16 protein-coding genes and 1 tRNA gene are annotated in these 15758 nt (G+C 68.7%); 4 read left to right on the plus strand and 13 right to left on the minus strand.

Features of this window, described 5'->3' with window-relative positions; all coding sequences use genetic code 11:
• Genes AC5RUW_RS08625 through AC5RUW_RS08635 form a run of 3 tightly spaced genes read left to right on the plus strand, consistent with a single transcriptional unit; the run spans nucleotide 1 to nucleotide 2656 of the window.
• Complete coding sequence (locus tag AC5RUW_RS08625; RefSeq protein ID WP_494160320.1) at nucleotides 1–735, plus strand: LytR/AlgR family response regulator transcription factor; 735 nt, start codon at nucleotides 1–3, stop codon at nucleotides 733–735.
• The gene (locus AC5RUW_RS08630; RefSeq protein ID WP_494007525.1) at nucleotides 732–1127 is read left to right on the plus strand and encodes a hypothetical protein; all 396 of its coding nucleotides are present in this window, start codon (nucleotides 732–734) and stop codon (nucleotides 1125–1127) included. Before AC5RUW_RS08625 ends, AC5RUW_RS08630 begins: the two co-directional genes overlap by 4 nt.
• Nucleotides 1128–1141: 14 nt before the next feature.
• Nucleotides 1142–2656, plus strand: a complete 1515-nt coding sequence (locus AC5RUW_RS08635) for a sodium/solute symporter (protein ID WP_494160792.1) — start codon at nucleotides 1142–1144, stop codon at nucleotides 2654–2656.
• On the opposite strand, the gene AC5RUW_RS08640 is transcribed toward AC5RUW_RS08635, so the two are convergent.
• The 6 genes from AC5RUW_RS08640 to rpsB form a co-directional block, all read right to left on the minus strand.
• Nucleotides 2653–3231, minus strand: a complete 579-nt coding sequence (locus AC5RUW_RS08640) for a DivIVA domain-containing protein (RefSeq protein ID WP_494160321.1) — start codon at nucleotides 3229–3231, stop codon at nucleotides 2653–2655. The two genes, AC5RUW_RS08635 and AC5RUW_RS08640, sit on opposite strands and share 4 nt — an antisense overlap.
• 126 nt (nucleotides 3232–3357) lie before the next feature.
• The gene (locus tag AC5RUW_RS08645) at nucleotides 3358–4212 is read right to left on the minus strand and encodes a phosphatidate cytidylyltransferase (RefSeq protein ID WP_494160322.1); all 855 of its coding nucleotides are present in this window, start codon (nucleotides 4210–4212) and stop codon (nucleotides 3358–3360) included.
• 77 nt (nucleotides 4213–4289) lie between these two features.
• A complete protein-coding gene (frr, locus tag AC5RUW_RS08650; RefSeq protein ID WP_494007528.1) occupies nucleotides 4290–4847 on the minus strand; it encodes a ribosome recycling factor in 558 nt (185 codons plus the stop codon).
• 276 nt (nucleotides 4848–5123) lie between these two features.
• Nucleotides 5124–5855, minus strand: coding sequence for a UMP kinase (gene pyrH, locus AC5RUW_RS08655; RefSeq protein ID WP_494007529.1), 732 nt, complete (start codon nucleotides 5853–5855; stop codon nucleotides 5124–5126).
• A gap of 138 nt (nucleotides 5856–5993) precedes the next feature.
• The gene (gene tsf / locus AC5RUW_RS08660) at nucleotides 5994–6833 is read right to left on the minus strand and encodes a translation elongation factor Ts (RefSeq protein ID WP_494160323.1); all 840 of its coding nucleotides are present in this window, start codon (nucleotides 6831–6833) and stop codon (nucleotides 5994–5996) included.
• A 124-nt stretch (nucleotides 6834–6957) separates the two neighbouring features.
• The gene (gene rpsB, locus AC5RUW_RS08665) at nucleotides 6958–7815 is read right to left on the minus strand and encodes a 30S ribosomal protein S2 (protein WP_494007531.1); all 858 of its coding nucleotides are present in this window, start codon (nucleotides 7813–7815) and stop codon (nucleotides 6958–6960) included.
• Between the two features lie 712 nt (nucleotides 7816–8527).
• On the opposite strand from rpsB, the gene AC5RUW_RS08670 reads away from it, so the two are divergent.
• Entirely contained in the window at nucleotides 8528–8941 is a 414-nt protein-coding gene (locus AC5RUW_RS08670) for a M23 family metallopeptidase (RefSeq protein WP_494160324.1), read from the plus strand.
• 36 nt (nucleotides 8942–8977) lie between these two features.
• On the opposite strand, the gene AC5RUW_RS08675 is transcribed toward AC5RUW_RS08670, so the two are convergent.
• From AC5RUW_RS08675 to AC5RUW_RS08705, 7 genes are all read right to left on the minus strand, one after another.
• The gene (locus AC5RUW_RS08675) at nucleotides 8978–10162 is read right to left on the minus strand and encodes an acyl-CoA dehydrogenase family protein (RefSeq protein ID WP_494160325.1); all 1185 of its coding nucleotides are present in this window, start codon (nucleotides 10160–10162) and stop codon (nucleotides 8978–8980) included.
• A 198-nt stretch (nucleotides 10163–10360) separates the two neighbouring features.
• Nucleotides 10361–10434 (minus strand) — tRNA-Ile (locus AC5RUW_RS08680).
• A gap of 89 nt (nucleotides 10435–10523) precedes the next feature.
• Complete coding sequence (locus AC5RUW_RS08685; protein ID WP_494160326.1) at nucleotides 10524–11720, minus strand: glycosyltransferase; 1197 nt, start codon at nucleotides 11718–11720, stop codon at nucleotides 10524–10526.
• 8 nt (nucleotides 11721–11728) lie between these two features.
• Nucleotides 11729–12655: a DMT family transporter gene (locus tag AC5RUW_RS08690; protein WP_494160327.1), complete on the minus strand. Its 927-nt coding sequence runs from the start codon at nucleotides 12653–12655 to the stop codon at nucleotides 11729–11731.
• A gap of 42 nt (nucleotides 12656–12697) precedes the next feature.
• Nucleotides 12698–13315: a CDP-alcohol phosphatidyltransferase family protein gene (locus AC5RUW_RS08695; protein ID WP_494160328.1), complete on the minus strand. Its 618-nt coding sequence runs from the start codon at nucleotides 13313–13315 to the stop codon at nucleotides 12698–12700.
• Nucleotides 13316–13351: 36 nt separating this feature from the next.
• Entirely contained in the window at nucleotides 13352–14140 is a 789-nt protein-coding gene (locus AC5RUW_RS08700; protein ID WP_494160329.1) for a phage holin family protein, read from the minus strand.
• Between the two features lie 110 nt (nucleotides 14141–14250).
• Nucleotides 14251–15687 carry a sugar porter family MFS transporter gene (locus tag AC5RUW_RS08705; protein ID WP_494160330.1) on the minus strand — a complete coding sequence of 479 codons (1437 nt, stop codon included), beginning with the start codon at nucleotides 15685–15687 and terminating at the stop codon, nucleotides 14251–14253.
• Between the last annotated feature and the right edge of the window lie 71 nt (nucleotides 15688–15758).

Here is a 15758-nt window from a genome sequence, read left to right on the forward strand (position 1 = left end):
ATGCCTGGACCATCGAAGCCGATCAGCGTGCTCGTCGCAGACGACGAGCAGCCGGCCGTCGAAGAACTGGCGTTCCTGCTGGGCCGCGACGCCCGGGTGGGCGAGATCCACCGCGCCGGCAGCGGCGGCGCGGCAGTCCGGCTGCTCGAGGAAAAGCAGGTCGACGCGGTGTTCCTCGACATTCACATGCCGGCCCTCTCCGGGCTGGACATTGCCCGGGCCTTGTCCCGGCACCGGCAGCCGCCCGCGGTCGTCTTCGTCACCGCCGACGAGGAACACGCGCTGGCCGCCTTCGAGCTGGCTGCGCTGGATTACCTGCTCAAGCCGGTCCGCCCGGAACGGCTGGCGGAATCGGTGCGGCGGATCTGCGACGCCGCGGCCCCCGAGGTCGACGCCGAAACCGTCACCGTGGTCCAGGGGGCCACCACCAAGCTGATCCGCCGAGACACCATCTCCTACGTGCAGGCCCAAGGCGACTACGCCCGGCTGCACACCTCCGAGGGCTCCTATCTGGTGCGGGTTCCCCTCGCGGACCTGGAAAGCCAGTGGTCCGACGCCGGGTTCGTGCGGATCCACCGCTCCTATCTGGTGGCCCGCCCCCGGATCCGACAGATCCGGATCACCGCCGGCCGGGCCTCCGTGCAGCTGGACGGCGTCGAACTTCCGGTCAGCCGGCGGCACCTGCCCGGGGTACGCGCCGCGCTCGGCGCCGGCCGGTCCCGTCAGGTGCCATGAGCGGCTCCCCGGAGACCCCGCCGCGGGTTCGGGTCACCGCGCCGCGGCAGTCCCCCGCGGCCGGCGCGCCGTTCACGGTCTCCCGCGAGCTGGACGAGCAGTCCGAAGTGGGCGATGTCTTTCTCCGCGCCCTGATCCGGTCCCAGCTGCGGCTAGCCCTGGTGGTGGGCGGCGGATTCCTGCTGATCCTGCTGGGCGTGCCCGTGCTCCTTGCCTTCGTGCCTGTGATCGCTTCCACCGCGGTGTTCGGCATTCCCGCGCCGTGGATCCTGCTCGGCGTCAGCGTCTATCCGCTGGTGATCATCTGCGGGGCGCTGTACGTGCGCAGCGCGGCCCGTAATGAACGGCGCTTCCTTGACCTGGTCCACGGCCCGCAGGAGCCCAGGCGGTGACCGCCCTGCCCGGCATGGATCCCGCCGTGGGCTACGCGGCCGTGGCCGCCGTCGTGACCGCGACCCTGCTGATCGGAGCGTTCGGGCTGCGGATCTCCCGCACCACCGGGGACTTCTACGTCGCCTCCCGGACAGTACGGCCCTGGTGGAACGCCTCGGCCATCGGCGGCGAGTACCTGTCCGCCGCCAGCTTCCTGGGCGTCGCCGGCCTGATCCTGGTCTCCGGACTGGACGCGCTGTGGTTTCCCATCGGCTACACGGCCGGCTACCTGATGCTGCTGCTCTTCGTCGCCGCCCCGCTGCGGCGCTCCGGCGCATACACCATCTCCGACTTCGCCGAGGCCCGGCTGGAGTCCCGGACGGCGCGGCGGGTCACAAGCCTGCTCGTGGTCGCGGTGGGCTGGCTGTACATCGTGCCGCAGCTGCACGGGGCGGCACTGGCCATCGCGATCACCACCGGGCTGCCCGGGTGGACGGGCTCGGTGGCGGTGGCTGCGGTGGTGTGCGCCAGCGTCGCGACCGGCGGCATGCGCTCCATCACCTTCGTGCAGGCCTTCCAGTACTGGCTGAAGCTGACGGCGCTGGCCGTGCCGGTGCTGTTCATCCTCTTCCACAGCGGCGGGGCCGGGTGGCAGGGCGGCGGCGCGGCCCTGGCCGACGCCCTGGATCCCGAAGCGCACGCCTCGCTGTACCGCAATATCTCGCTCAGCCTCGCCCTGCTCTGCGGCACGCTTGGACTGCCGCATGTGCTGGTGCGCTTCTACACCAACCCCGACGGGCCCTCGGCCCGGCGGACCACCCTGATCGTGCTGGGCCTGCTGTCCCTCTTCTACGTCTTTCCCATTGCCTACGGGGTCCTGGCCCGGATCTACCTGCCCGACCTCGCCGACCAGGGCAGCGCCGACGCTGCGGTGCTCCTGCTGCCGGGCACGGTGTTCGACGGCGGCCTCGGAGACCTGCTGGCGGCCATGGTGACGGCCGGCGCCTTCGCTGCGTTCCTGTCCACCAGCAGCGGCCTCGTGGTGTCCCTCTCCGGAGTGATGAGCCAGGAGTTCTTCGGCGGCAGCGTGCGCGGCTTCCGGATCTCGGCGGTGGCGGCCGCCGTCGTTCCTCTGGGGATTGCCCTGCTGACCAGCTCCCAGGCCCTGGCCGGAAGCATCGGCATGGTGTTCGCGTTCACCGCTTCGACCCTGTGTCCCCTGCTGGTGCTGGGGATCTGGTGGCGCGGGCTGACAGCTCCGGGCGCCGTGGCGGGCATGCTGACCGGTGCCGCGCTGTGCGGGGGCGCCATGGCGGCGGGCGGAGTGGCCGGCGCCGCCGGAGCAGGCATCCCGGGCTGGGTGGCGCAGCCGGCCGCGTGGACCGTGCCGGCGTCGTTCCTGGTGACCATCCTGGTCTCGCGGGCCCGGCCCGGGCTGGTGCCGGTCGGCGTCGGGCGCTTCATGGCCCGGCTGCATGCCCCGGAAGGTACCGGCGACGGGGGCCGGGGCGGACCCGTGCGCAGCGGGCGCCCGGACCGGCAGCGTTAGTCGATGGCGGCCATCAGCTCGACGACGCGGTCCAGGAACGCGTCGACCTGCGTTTCCTCGTAGCCTTCGTCGCCGCGGGCCTCGCGGAACACCGCTCGGCGCACCACGTCCACGCTCAGCGGCTTGTCATGTTCGAAGTAGCCGAGCAGTTCGTTGCACAGCGCGTCGACGTCCTCAACGTTGTAGCTGGGCACCCGGCGCTTGCCGGGACGGCGGAACCGCTCCCCCGGTTCCCGGTGGAGGCGCCCGCGCAGCACGGCGGACGTGCGGCCGATCAGCATCAGCCAGGCGTCTTCGCCCTTCTCGCGGATCAGTTCGTCCCGCTCACGCTGGGCGAAGACATCCTCGAGCCGGTCCAGCGCCGCGTCGACGGCCTGCGCCTCGTAGCCGCCCTTGGCCGGGTCGAAGGCCATGGCGCGGACCTGACGGCTGGTGATGGGCTTGGTGCCTTTGCCCTGCGAATTGTAGAAGTCCCGGGCCTTGGTGAGGAACTCGTCCACCTGTCGGATGTTGTAGCCGTACTCCCGGCGGCCCACCCGCTGGAAGGGGGCACTGGCCTGGCGCACATCGTCCATGGTTGGGGTAGTCCTCCGTGTCTTGGTGCCCGCTCCGGCGCTGGGCCGGACCGGGGCAGCTGATCCACCTTGCATCTTACTTGGCCCTTCCGCACGTGCCTGCCAGGCGGCCCGGTGTGTGCCTGCTCATTGGGCAAGCAGCAGGGAGACCAGGAAGACCACCGGTGCGGCGAAGACGATCGAATCGAGCCGGTCCATGACACCGCCGTGGCCCGGCAGCAGGTTGGACATGTCCTTCACGCCCAGTTCGCGCTTGATCATCGACTCGGAGAAGTCACCGGCCGTTGCCGCGGCGACGGTGGCCACCGCCAGGACGATCCCGAACCACCAGGGAGCGTCAAGGGCGAACACCGCGGCCAGCACGCCGATCAGTGCGGCGCCGGCTGCTGATCCGGCAAAACCCTCCCACGACTTTTTCGGGCTGATCTTCGGGGCCATCGGGTGCTTGCCGAACAGGGCGCCGATCAGGTAGCCGAAGGTGTCATTGGCGACCACGAGCAGCAGCAGCACCGCCACCCGTATGCGTCCGTCGGGCTCGGCGAGCAGAACCATCGCGAAGCTGAGCAGGAACGGAACCCAGAGCAGCACGAAGATGCCTGCCAGGATGCTGGTCAGCGCCCCTTCGGCCGTGTCCAGGGTGCGCCAGAGCAGGATCGCCACCGAGGTGGCCGTCAGGGCGAACGCAAGGGCCTCGGTGCCGCCGAAGTAGGCGGCCAGCGGCAGGGCCAGGGTCCCGACCAGTACCGGCACCATGGGCACCTTGATGCCGCGCACCTCCAGGGCCCGGCTGACTTCCCAGACGCCGACGACGGCGAATCCGGCGGCGATGATGACGATGGCGACCGGGTAGTACAGCAGCCCGACCAGCAGCGATCCGAGCAGGACGACGCCGACGCCGATCGCGGCCGGCAGGTTACGCCCGGCGCGTGATGGTCGATCCGGGGTACGGGCGGAACCGCGCCGGGAACCGGCTGCGCTCATGGTGGTGGCCTTTGCTGCCGGGGCTTCCTGCGGAGCGGAGGAGGCGCCAGCCTGTGTGGGAGGCTGGTGGGAACTCATCAGACTTCGAGCAGCTCCGCTTCCTTGCGCTTGAGCAGCTCGTCGATGTTCTCGGTGTGGGCCTTCGTCAGGGCGTCGAGTTCCTTTTCCGCACGGGCGCCGTCGTCCTCGCCGATTTCGCCGTCCTTGACCAGCCGGTCCAGAGCGTCCTTGGCCTTGCGGCGGATGTTGCGGACGGACACCTTGGCGTCTTCGCCCTTGCCCCGGACGATCTTGACGTATTCGCGGCGGCGCTCCTCGGTCAGCTCGGGCATGACCACGCGGATGACCTTGCCGTCGTTGGAGGGGTTGGCGCCGACCTCCGAATCGCTGAGGGCCCGCTCAATGGCGCGCAGGGCCGACACGTCATAGGGCGTGATGAGCAGCGTGCGTGCGTCGGGGGTGGCGAACGAGGCCAGCTGCTGGAGCTGGGTCGGGGAACCGTAGTAGTCGACGAGGACCTTGGCGAAGAGAGCGGGAGTCGCCCGGCCGGTGCGGATCGCGGAGAAATCCTCCTTGGCGACCTCCACCGCCTTGTCCATCTTCTCGGTGGCCTCTTGCAGCGTCTCTTCGATCACGGTTTCTCCTTCAGGGAAATTCGACCACGCACCCGTGGCTGGCTCTGCTACTAATCCTAAGCCACCGCCCCGGGTTCCCTGCACGGAGCGCAGCGACGTGCGAGGGGTGGGCGGTGGCGCACCGCCCTTAGGTTCCCTGCACGGAGCGCAGCGAGGTGCGAGGGCTGGGCGGTGGCGCACCGCCCTTAGGTTCCCTGCACGGAGCGCAGCGAGGTGCGAGGGCAGGGCTTAACGGCGGGAGCCCCCGGGAATCTCCCGGGGGCTCCCGCCGTGTGGTCAGTTGGTGACCAGGGTGCCGATCTTTTCGCCGCGGATGGCGCGGGCGACGTTGCCTTCGCCTTCCATCCCGAAGACCACCATCTGCAGGTTGTTGTCCTTGCACATGGTCATGGCGGTCTGGTCCATGACCCGGATGTCCTGGCGGAGGGCATCGTCGTAGGTCAGGTTCTCGAGCTTGCGCGCGTTCGGATCCTTGTTGGGGTCGGCGGTGTACACGCCGTCGACGCCGCTCTTGGCCATGAGAACTTCGTCCGCGTGGACCTCCAGGGCCCGCTGCGCAGCGACCGTGTCCGTGGAGAAGTAGGGCAGGCCCGCCCCGGCGCCGAAGATGACCACGCGCCCCTTCTCGAGGTGCCGGATGGCCCGCCGCGGAATGTAGGCCTCGGCAACCTGTCCCATGGTGATGGCGCTCTGGACGCGGGTCTCCACGCCGGCCTGCTCCAGGAAGTCCTGCAGCGCCAGGCAGTTCATGACCGTGCCGAGCATCCCCATGTAGTCCGCGCGGGAGCGGTCCATGCCGCTGGTGGACAGTTCCGCGCCGCGGAAGAAGTTGCCGCCGCCGACGACGATGGCCACTTCCACCTCGCCGACCGTTGAGGCGATCTGCTTGGCGACGGCGCGGACGGTTTCGGGGTCCACACCCAGCTTGCCGCCGCCGAACACCTCGCCGGAGAGCTTGAGCAGGACACGGCGTCGCGGCGCTGCGGAATCGTTCTGGAGATGGGCCATTGATGCCTCCCGGAAGGTTGGGGATCTGCTGTTAAGACTAATTTGCCGGCAGTGCCAGGCAAGGTGCGGGCAGACAAAGGGGGTGGCCACCGTGTGGTGGCCACCCCCTTTCATTCATCTGCGCGCGTGCGTGGTGCCTTAGGCGCCGACGCGGAAGCGGGCGAAGGCGACGGGGCTGACCCCGGCCTCTTCGAAGACCTTGCCGACGGTCTTCTTCGCATCCTTGGCGAACGGCTGGTCCAGCAGCACGATCTCCTTGAAGAAGCCGGTCAGGCGGCCTTCAACGATCTTCGGCAGGGCAGCTTCGGGCTTGCCTTCGGCGCGGGCGGTCTCGTCGGCGATGCGGCGCTCGTTCTCGACGGTGTCGGTCGGCACCTCGTCCCGGGTGAGGTAGGTGGGTGCGTAGGCCGCGGTGTGGACCGCGACGTCGTGGGCGGCCTCGAAGGCTGCGTCGCCTTCGCCGTCGACGGCGAACAGCACGCCCACCTGGGCGGGCAGGTCCTTGGAGGTCTTGTGCAGGTAGGCGTCGACGGTCTTGCCCTCGACGCGTGCGACGCGGCGGACGACGACCTTCTCGCCCAGCACGGCGCCCTCTTCGACAACGATCTCGGACAGCGGCTTGCCGTCGACCTCGTAGGCGAGCAGCGCCTCGGCGTCGGCTGCGCCGGACTCGATGGCGGCAGCGAGCACGCGGTCAGCCAGTTCGATGAACTTGGCGGACTTGGCCACGAAGTCGGTCTCGCAGTTGAGCTCGATCATGACGCCGACGGTGCCGTCCAGGACCTTGGCGGCCACGAGGCCCTCCGCGGTGGACCGGCCTTCGCGCTTGGTGGCGCCCTTCAGGCCCTTGATGCGGATGAGCTCCATGGCCTTGTCGGCATCGCCGTTGGCCTCGTCCAGAGCCTTCTTCACGTCCATCATGCCGGCGCCGGTGCGCTCGCGCAGGGCCTTGATATCAGCAGCGGTGTAGTTCGCCATTTGGACTCCAGTCCTCCCGTTATAAGTTGTGGTGCGTTTCCGCGAGTGCGGCTGGCCGGTAGCCGGCCAGCCGCACTCTGCAGATCCCCCGTCCGCGGTAATCCACCGCTTTCGGGATGAGGTTTTACTTGTCCGCTGCCTCGGCGCCTTCAGCGGCGGGGGCCTCGGCGGCCGGTGCTTCAGCGGCGGGCGCCTCGGCGGCCGGTGCTTCAGCGGCCTGGCCCTCGAGCAGCTCGCGCTCCCACTCGGCCATCGGCTCGGCGGCGGCCTCGGTGTTGCCGGCAGCCTTGTTGTTGCGGGCGATGAGGCCTTCGGCAACGGCGTCGGCGATGACGCGGGTCAGCAGGTTGACGGAGCGGATGGCGTCGTCGTTGCCCGGGATCGGGTAGTTGACGTCGTCCGGGTCGCAGTTGCTGTCGAGGATCGCGACGACGGGGATGCCCAGCTTCTTGGCCTCGTCAACCGCCAGGTGCTCCTTCTGGGTGTCGACAACCCAGAGGACCGACGGGGTCTTGGACAGGTTGCGGATGCCGCCCAGGTTGCCCTGGAGCTTGGTGAGCTCACGCTTGAGGAGCAGCAGCTCCTTCTTGGTGTGGCCCGAAGCGGCGACGTCCTCGAAGTTGATCTCCTCGAGTTCCTTCATGCGCTGGATGCGCTTGGCAACGGTGGAGAAGTTGGTCAGCATGCCGCCCAGCCAGCGCTGGTTCACGTAGGGCTGGCCGACGCGGGTGGCCTGCTCGGCGATGGCTTCCTGTGCCTGCTTCTTGGTGCCGACGAACAGCACGGTGCCGCCGTGGGCGACGGTGGCCTTGACGAAGTCGTAGGCGCGGTCGATGTAGGACAGCGACTGCTGCAGGTCGATGATGTAGATGCCGTTGCGCTCGGTGAAGATGAAGCGCTTCATCTTCGGGTTCCAGCGGCGGGTCTGGTGTCCAAAGTGGACGCCGCTGTCGAGCAGCTGGCGCATGGTAACGACGGGCATGTCGTCACTCCTTCCGGCAGCGTTCGGCGCGCACGCGCGAATCCGCTGCCAATTGACGGTTATACAGCTGCACGCCCGGCGGGCGGAGCTCCTGGCATCCATCAGCTGGGGTTCAGCGTGGGCCCCCTGCCGGCAAGCCGGACCGCTGGAGGCACACCCGGTGATCGCCCTAAAGGACGGTCACGGATAATTGGGATGCGCGTAGTCAGTCCGCCCTGCTCGCCGCTACACCCCGAGGGGGCACGGGTCAGCGCACGGCAGACTGCTTGGATAAGTGTACTACAGCGCCGGAGCCGCAGCGCACGCGCCCTCGGCCCCTTCGAGCGCACGGGCGGCACCGGGAACGGGCTCCTCCACAGCGCCCTGCCCGGCCGTGCCTGTCCCCCGCCCGCCCCGGACACCTGCCCCGGGGTACCCTCCGGTGCAGGCTGGTCCGGTGATCTCTTCGCTGCCCACGGCTTCCGGCCCTCCGGCCGACCTCCGGAGGCCCTTCGGCCGGCAGGCTCCGGCGCTGCTCGCCGCCCTGCTGCTGGTCTTCATGCCGGGAGCTTCCGTTCGGCCCGGCGACCGCCTTCCGCCCGTCGCGACAGCGGGACAGGCTGTCCCGGCGTCGCTGTGGCAACCCCGGTGGCAGTGGCCGCTGCAACCGCCGCCCCCGGTCCTCAGGGGATTCGACCGGCCGGCGCAGCGCTGGCTGGCAGGCCATAGGGGCGTGGACCTGCCGGCCGCAGCCGGCACCGCCGTGGTGAGTCCCGCCGCCGGGACGGTGCACTTTGCCGGGTGGGTGGTGGACCGGCCGGTGCTGACGATCCGGATCGAGGAGGCGGGGGCGGTGCTGCTGAGCAGCTTCGAGCCCGTGGAGACCGATCTGGCGGCCGGCTCGGCGGTGGCAGCCGGCGAGCAGGTCGGCGCGGTGGCTGCCACGGCCGCCCTGCATTGCCCGCAGCCGTGCCTGCACTGGGGCGTGCGGGAGAACGGGGACTATGTGGACCCGCTGGCGTTCGTCACCGACCGCCGGCCTTCGGTGCTGCTCCCCCTGCCCGCCGGCGGGGCGGCCGCCGCGGCCGTGCAGGGGAAGCGGAGAACTGGGGCTCCCCACGACGGCGACGGCCGGCCGGATCGGTGACTGATCCGACCGGCCGTCGCTGGCGGAGTCGCCTGCCTAGACGAAGGCCGCCACCCCGGTGATTGCCCGGCCGGTGACCAGGGTGTTCACTTCGTAGGTTCCCTCGTAGGAGTAGATCGCCTCCGCGTCTGCGAACACTTTGGCCATTCCGTAGTCGGTGACGATGCCGTTGCCGCCGAGGATGCTGCGGCCCAGGGCCACGGATTCGCGCATGCGGGCGGTGGTGAAGGCCTTGGCCAGGGCTGACTGCTCGTCCTTCGCCCGGCCGAGGTCCTCCAGCTGGGCCAGGCGGACCATCATGCCCATCGAACTGACGGTGTTGCCGAGGATCTTCACCAGCTGTTCCTGGATGAGCTGGAACGAGGCCAGCGGCTTGCCGAACTGGGTCCGCTCCACTGCGTAGCGGCGGGCGATGTCGAAGGCCGCCATCTGCTGGCCCACCGCCTGCCAGGCCACCGCAAGCCGGGTCACCTTCAGGACCTTGTTGACGTCCTTGAAGGTGTTGGCCCCCTTGAGGTGGAAGTCGTCGCTGATTCGGACGTTCTCCAGCTTGATGTCGGCGTTCTGGACGGTCCGCAGCGCGATCTTGTTTTCGATCTTGGTCGCGGTGTAGCCCTCGGTGGCGGTGTCCACAAGGAAGCCCTTGACCTGGTTGGTGTCCACGTCGCGGGCGTAGATGACCACCCAGTCGGACCAGGTCGCGTTGCCGATCCAGCGCTTCTCGCCGTTGAGGATCCAGGAGTCCCCGTCCCGGCGGGCGGTGGTGCGCAGGCCGCCGGCGACGTCGGAACCGCCGAGCGGTTCGGTCAGGCCGAAGGCGCCGATCTTCTTCATGGCGTAAATGTCCGGCAGCCAGGCAGCCTTCTGCTCCTCGGAGGCCAGGGCCTCGATGGAACCGGTGAACAGCCCGTCATGGACACCCATGAAGGTGGCGAAGGAAGTGTCTGCGCGGGTGAACTCCGCATGGCACAGGCCCGCGAAAAGGTTCGAGTAGCCCTGCCGGTACACGGGGCTCACCACGTCCAGTTCAGCCAGCTCGGGGACCATATGGGCGGGGAACTCCGCGTCATTCCACCACTGGGCTGCGTACGGCTTGACATGGGCGCCCAGCCACGCGCGGATTTCGTGCAGCCGGTCCCGCTCCTTGTCGGTAAGCAGGTCCTCGAATGCGTAGAAGTCGCCGTCCGCGTATGGGAGGTTGTCGACGTCGGGAGTTGCCATGGAATGTGCCCTTCGCTGCGGGATCGCCGGTGATCGGGCGGGCGTGGTCGGCCCGCACGAACTATGTTACCCGTGAGTAACATCGAGGGCAACGGCCGGTGCGGGCCGAGGCCGGACTCCGGAGACGATGAAACCCCGGTCCTGGGACCGGGGTTTCACGGGTCAACCTCCGCCGCCGGGAAGCAACGGTGTCGGGGGTAGGGCTGGTGGGGCTTGAACCCACGACCGACGGATTATGAGTCCGCTGCTCTAACCGGCTGAGCTACAGCCCCCCGCTCCCCTGCAGCTGCAGGCGGAACAACTCCACATCCTAGCGGCCCCCAGCCGACGCCAGCCAATTGTCCGGCCGTCGGTGAAGGAGCTACGAGGCCGGCTGCGGCGCCTCTCGTCCGGCGTACAGCGCTTCGAAGGTGGCCAGCGTCTGTTCGATGCCGTGGCGGTCGACGAGTTCGCGGCTCCGGCGTCCCATGTCCAGGCGCTGCTCGGTGGGCAGGCGGAGAATGTCCGTGATCCGGCGTGCCAGCTCGTCGGAATCCCCCGGCTCGAAGAGGTAGCCGTTGCGTCCGCTGTCGACCAGGTGGGGCAGGGCCATGGCATTGGCGAGCAGCACCGGGGTGGAGGCGGACATGGCCTCCAGGGTCACCAGCGACTGCAGCTCTGCGGTGCCGGGCTGGCAGAACAGGTCGGCGCGCAGGTAGGCGAGCCGCAGCTCCTCGTCGGAGACCAGGCCACGGAACACCACCCTGTCCTGCAGGCCGAGCCGGCGGACCTGCTCCTCCAGGGCCGGGCGCACCTCGCCGCCGCCCACGATTTCCGCCCGGGCCGGCACATCCGGCGGCAGCTTGGCGATGGCATCGATCAGCACGTCCACGTGCTTTTCCTCCGCCAGCCGGCCGACGAAGAGCACGGTCGGCTGCTCATGCGGTTCGATCACCTCACCCGGCCGCGGCTCGTAAGCCGCGGCGTCGATCCCGTTGGACAGCGGCAGGACATCGTCCAACTTGGCGTAGTCCTTCATGGCCTTCGCCGCCAGCGGCGTCGGGGTGGTGACCACGGCGGCCCGGCCCATCACCTTGCCCATGTCCCGCCAGGAGTTGCGCGCAACAATCCGCTTGAACCACCGGGGGAACGGCAGGAAGGGGTCCAGGTTTTCGGGCATGAAGTGGTTGGTGGCCACGGTGCGGACTCCGCGCCGGACCGCCTCGTACAGCGTGTACTCACCCACCATGTAGTGGCACTGGATATGCACGACGTCGGGCTGCACCCGGTCCATGAGCAGGCTGATCTCCCGCTTGATTTCCCACGGCAGGCAGATCCGCCAGTACTCATGGGTGGGCACGCCGTGGGAGCGGAGGCGGTGCACGGGCCAGGGACCGTCCAGGTCGCTGTGGGAGGGCCCGGGTCCCGCGGCCGGGGCCAGGACGTGCACATCGTGTCCGCGTGCGTGCAGGCCCTTGGCGAGCCGGTAGCCGAACTGCGCGGCTCCGTTCAGGTGCGGCGGGTAGGTGTCACAGGCAATCAGGATTGTCAGGGGTTGTTCCACCGGTGCGTCGCTCACGGTCTCCTCTAGTGGTCTGTCTGCGGGCGGGCCGCTTCGGCTGCCCGTCGGTGCCGTTCCTCAGCCCTCCGCTGGATGACGTCCGGGTGGTACCGGGAGAGGGCAACGACCCCAACAATAGCAACGAAAGCTGCCAGGCCCATGGCCACGGCGGCCACTGGAGGCACGTCGGGCCGCAGTTCACCCAGGACTCCGATGCCGATGGCGATGCCGACCATGGGGTCGATGACCGTCAGTCCGGCGATGACCAGGTCGGGCGGGCCGGAGGAATAGGCGCTCTGCACGAACCAGGCCCCGAGGGCGCCGGCCACGGCAATGCCGACGATCGTGTACCAGGGGACGTTGAGGAGGAAGCGGCCGTTGGGGTTGAAGAGGTCGCCGATGATGATCTTGGTCAGCACGGCCACGAAGCCGAAGAGGACACCCGCGCCAAAGATGTGGACGATGGCGTTGAGCCGCTTGCCGAACAGCAGGTTCAGGGTTCCAAAGAAGGCCACGACGACCGCCAGGATCAGGACGATCACCACCTCCTGGCGCTGCTCGACGACCTGCTGGGTGCGGGTGACGAAGACGGCCAGGGAGACGAACAGGGCGCTGCCAAGGACGCAGGAGACGATTGCCGCCACGGTGATGCGGTTGAGCCGCAGCCCCTGGTCGCGGGCGTTAACGACGGTGGTAATGACCAGGGCGAGGGAGCCGATGGGCTGCACCACGGTCAGCGGCGCCAGCCCGAGCGCGGTGACGTTCAGCCCCATGCCGACGCCCAGCAGCAGGAGCCCGAAAAGCCAGCGGGGGTTGCGCAGCAGCCGGGTCAGCTGGCTGCCGTTCAACGCCAGTCCGCCGGTGTCGGCGCTGACGGCGCTGCCCTGCCGCTGTGCGCCGAAGGCAAGGAACACGGCACTCGCGAGGGCACAGAGAATGGCGATTCCGGTCACCGGTGCCCCCCGGAGTCCCCTGCCGCTGCGGACACTGTGGGCTCAGCCGGTGCCACGGGCCCGCTCCGTGCGGTACTTCCGCCAGGAAGCGGCCATGTAGGCGGCGAAGGCCGCGACGTGACCGATGCAGCCCAGCACCAGGATCACGTCCGCGAGGATGGTCAGCCACTGCTGGTCAAAACCCTGCACCCTGGTGAGGAGCAGCAGCGGAGCGCCGACCAGCAGCAGCGCGGTCCGGATCTTGCCCAGGTTGCTGACCTGGAGATTGGGGCTGCCGTGGAACAGGATCAGCGAGTTCGCCAGCAGGATCAGGTCGGGGATGACGATCGCGTACACGAGCCAGACGGGCGCCAGGCCGTCCGCCACGAAGGTAACGGCCACGATGATCATGGCCAGCCGGTCGGCAGCGGGATCCAGCCACTTGCCGACCGTCGAGACCTGGTTCAGGCGGCGTGCCAGGTAACCGTCCACCCAGTCGGTGCCGCCGACGAGGACGAGGGTGAGGAACGCCGGACCGTAACTGTCGGTTGCCACGAACCAGACGAACAGCGGGATCCCCAGAAAGCGCAGGACAGTGATCAGGTTCGGAACGGTCCAGAACGTGTTGACCTCTGTCAGGGTCTGCCCCGGCCGGGCTCCCGCCCCGATTATCCTGATCACTGTCCGCTTTCCGTTGGTGCTTTGTGGCTGGTGCTCCTAGCGCCGGGCCAGCCGGCTGATCATGATGGCCATCGCCAGCAGCGAGGCGGCCAGGACGGTCAGCGGCTGCCAGTGCTCGCGGATCATCAGCGTGATGTCGTCCGTCGGCGACTTCGTGCCCTGTCCCTGCCCGGATCGCCGCTGCTGGGCCGCGGCCCTGCGGGCTTCGAATTCCCGCACCTGGCGCCGAACGTCGGCCTTTTCACCGAGGGTGTCGCGGACGTCGGCCAGGTGCTCCCGGCGCTGCCGGGTCCGGGTCCGCAGCTCCTCCTCGCTCGGCTGGGGAGCGTCGTCGGGCTTTGCGGACTTGTCCTTCTTCGGCTTCTCCTGCTTCGGTTCCTTGGGCTTGTCCAGGGTGGCCGGGTCGAAGCGGCGGCCCTCCTTGAGCACCCCGAGGTCGTACCGCAGACCGCGGATGGCCTCCTCCGGCATCAGCGGCAGGGTCTTCTTGAACCGTGACACGCCGACGAGCCCGCCGATGGCCGCGATCACCAGGAACAGCGCAGCCACCAGCAGCGCCGCCAGCCACGGAGGCATGACCGTGCCGAGGCCGAGGATGGCCGCGGCGATCAGGGCGACCGCCAGCGCGGCCAGGAACAGCAGGGCGATGACGAGGAACGCGGCGGCGATGCCGGCGGCCTTGCCCTTCTGCTTCATTTCGGCGGTGGCAAGGCCGATTTCGTCGTTCAGCTGCCTCGGCGTCAAGCGCGCCATGACCTTGGCCAGCCCGACGATCGACGACTTGCCGGTGGCCCTGTTGGCCCGAGTGCTAGCGGAGCGATCCATGCGCCCTGCCTCCGTCCCCTGATTAGTGTTCACCGTAGCCATTACCCAAAATTACCATTGTCCTCATCATTACCACCCGGGCGCAGCCTTCCCGGCGGCCCTCGGGGCTCCTAGGCGGTTTCAAGACCGCGCCGGTCCTCCAGCTCGCGGCCCGACAGCTCCGGGAGCCTGGTCTTGACGAACCAGAAGGACATCAGGGCGAACAGGCTGAAGAGCGCGTACATGATCCAGACCCCGAAGTTCTCGGACACCCAGGGGAAGGACAGGGTGACGATGAAGTTGAAGATCCAGTTGACCATTGCGCCGAGGCCGAGGGCCAGGGAACGGATGTTGTTCGGGAACACCTCGCCGAGGGTGACCCACATGATCGGTCCCCAGGTGGCGGCGAAGAAAACCACGAACAGGTTGGCGCCGATCAGGGCGACGGGACCCCAGATGCCTGGAAGGGTGATCTCGCCGTTGAAGGTCTCCGCCTGCGCAAACGAGACGGTGGCCGCCAGCAGGCCCGCGAACATGCCGGCCGAACCGATCATCAGCAGCAGCCGCCGGCCGACCCGGTCCACGAAGGCGATGGCGACCAGGGTCATCAGGACGTTGACGACGGAGGTGATCACCGACGTCGTGAAGGAATCCTCCTCGCTGAAGCCCACCGACTGCCACAGCGTGGTGGAGTAGTAGAAAATCGCGTTGATGCCGACCAGCTGCTGGAAGGCGGCGATGGCCATGCCTACCCAGAGGATGGGCTGCAGGCCCAGGCTCGGGCCGCGCAGGTCCGCGAACGTGGCCTTCTTCGTGGTGAAGGACTTCCGGAGGTCGGCGATTTTGCGGTCGGTGTCCTGCACCCCGGAGACGTCCCGGAGCACCCTCGCCGCCGCTGCGTCTTCATCACGCCGGACCAGGTACTGGGGCGACTCGGGAATGGTCAGCCCCAGGATGCCGTAGATCACGGCGGGGACGATGCCGACCAGCAGCATCCAGCGCCAGGCCGGCAGCCCCCACCACAGCTCCCCGAGCGCTCCGCCGGCCGCATTCGCCAGCCAGGCATCCGAGAGCAGGGCGGCGAAGATGCCGAGCGTGATGGCCAGCTGCTGCACCGATCCCAGCGCTCCGCGCCACTTGGACGGCGCGATTTCAGCGATGTACCCGGGGGCGATGACGGAGGCGGTGCCGATGGCCAGGCCGCCGACCAGGCGCCACAGCATCAGGTCCCATTCCGAGAAGGCGTAGGCGGAGCCGATCGAGTTGACCGCGAAGAGGACGGCCGCGCCGACCATGACCTTTTTCCGGCCGATCCGATCCGCGAGCTGGCCGGCGAACCAGGCGCCCACGGCGCACCCGAGGAGGGTGATGGCGACGGTAAAACCGAGGACGCCGGGGCTGAGGCTGAATTCCTCCCCGATGGCGTCCACTGCGCCGTTGATGACGGCGGTGTCGAAGCCGAACAGCAGGCCGCCGACGGCTGCTGCGACGGTGACCGCAATGACTTTGGCGGGGTGGGCGACCTTTTGGGGTTCCCCGCGTGCCGGCTCTGGAGTGTGAGCGCCCATCGGCGGTTCCTCGTTTTCAGTTTGTGCTGATAGTGACGCTTAAGCCTACGGGTTACCCTAAGCAGCCTTAG

Source organism: Arthrobacter sp. Y3222053 (assembly GCF_059092805.1).